The organism is Burkholderia sp. MSMB1498 (assembly GCF_001526245.1).
Taxonomy (GTDB): Bacteria; Pseudomonadota; Gammaproteobacteria; order Burkholderiales; family Burkholderiaceae; genus Burkholderia; species Burkholderia savannae.
In genome coordinates, this window is the sequence record NZ_LOYJ01000093.1 from 1 (window position 1) to 1,562 (window position 1,562).

Annotated in this window: 3 protein-coding genes and 1 pseudogene; all 4 read right to left on the reverse strand. The window is 68.2% G+C overall.

The genetic code is table 11. The features are described 5' to 3' along the window. Positions 1 to 25: 25 nt before the first annotated feature. Positions 26 to 838, reverse strand: coding sequence for an N-acetylmuramidase domain-containing protein (locus WS91_RS20355; protein WP_059670877.1), 813 nt, complete (start codon positions 836 to 838; stop codon positions 26 to 28). Further along, positions 835 to 1,107: a phage holin family protein gene (locus tag WS91_RS20360; RefSeq protein ID WP_059670878.1), complete on the reverse strand. Its 273-nt coding sequence runs from the start codon at positions 1,105 to 1,107 to the stop codon at positions 835 to 837. Before WS91_RS20360 ends, WS91_RS20355 begins: the two co-directional genes overlap by 4 nt. 1 nt (position 1,108) lies before the next feature. After that, positions 1,109 to 1,453 (reverse strand): putative holin, encoded by a 345-nt coding sequence (locus tag WS91_RS20365; protein WP_059670879.1) that lies wholly within the window; start codon positions 1,451 to 1,453, stop codon positions 1,109 to 1,111. A gap of 15 nt (positions 1,454 to 1,468) precedes the next feature. After that, positions 1,469 to 1,562 (reverse strand): annotated as a pseudogene (locus WS91_RS20370) (tail protein X); the annotation flags it as partial.

A 1,562-nucleotide genomic window follows, 5' to 3' on the forward strand; every position in this document is an offset into this window, starting at 1 on the left:
AGCCACGGTGTCAGGCGCGAGAAATTCATGCGGCCGCCTTGCCGGTGCCGGCGTACTTCACGTACGCGCGGTCGAGCTTCACGTCATACAGGTTGATCGCGAAATCCGAGCCGTTGTAGCCTTCCGCGAACGCCGCCCACTTCCGGCCCCGGAGCGCGGCCAGCAGCTTCTTGTCGGCCGCGACGTACCGCACGAACGCGTCGAGGTGCTCGGCTTCGCCCAGCTCCATGCGGGACACGAATTCGTCGACGCTCGCGTAGCTAAGGCGCTTCCAGTGATACGCCATGATCTGGAATGCGCCCCAGCTCGCCGACTCGTAAGCGGATGCCGCGTCGATGCGCGCCGCGGTGTCGAGCCGCACGTATTCGGCGGCGCCGCCCTGGTAGCCGCCGCGCTTCGGATTGACGACGCTCGGCCAACGTGCGGCGGCCGCATCCGCCGCGTCCTTGCCGAGATTCACGCCGAGCCGCTGATACATGACATGCCGCTCGAACAGAATCTTCGGCCGGCCATCGTCCAGAAAGCCCACGCCGCGCGACTCGACTTCGTTGACGGCGCGCACGCACGCGACGGATACGCCGAGCGTCGCGGCCGCGCGCGTGAGGTCGCCGTCCGTCAGGTGCTTCGGGTCGCGCTGCCCGCTAGCGAGCACCCGGTACGTCTTCGGGCCGGCGATGCCGTCAACGACGAGGCCCGCGGTCGCTTGCAACGTCTGAACGGCACGCTCGGTCTGTTCGTCGTAGAGGTGCGACACGTCGAGCGAGTAGCCCGCGCGCACGAGGCGCTGCTGCAGTAGCCCGACTTCCGCGCCGTGATCGTTGAATCGCAGGATGTTCACGCTTCGTCACTCCGTAGAAGGCGCGCGACGTTGCCGCGCGCGAGGTACACCAACGCGGCGAGCAGAACCGCGAGCGCCGCGTGAAAGAAGCCGGTCGGCTTCGGATGAAACAGCAGCTCGATGGCCGAGCCGCCCGAAATCGCGACCATCACCCAGGCCGCCCACGCGACGTGGAAGCGATGCCGCGCGCCGTTCTTGCGGTAGGTCAGCACGCGCACGATGACGGCGAGGTGCGCGGCGAGCGCGACGAGTGCGGACGAGACATGCACGTCAATCTCCCTTGCGGAACAGCGCGAACAGGTCCACGCCCTTCACGCGCTCGATCAGCGTCAGCGTGACCGCGATCACGAGCGCGGCCGCGAAGAACGCGGCGACGCCCGTCGAGCGGATCGGCACGGCGTGGATGATTTCGGGCGCGGCGAGATAGCCCATCACGAGCGAGATGAGCATGTACGCGGCGCGCTTCGCGAGGCTGAGGTCTTTCGACGTGACGACGACGAGCGCCGCGCCCGCGAACGCGCCGATCAGCGCGTCGCCGTCCACGCCCGGCGCGATGCCGGCGAGGCCGACCGCGGCGAACAGCGCCGCGGCCGAGGTGGTGTTCGGTTCAGCCATTCAATCGGCTCCAGGTCAGTCAAACAGTTGCAGCAGCGGCTTCGTCGGCTCGATCGCGCTGCGCTCCGGCATCTCCACGACGGTTCCCATCGGCAGCACGACGCCGAGC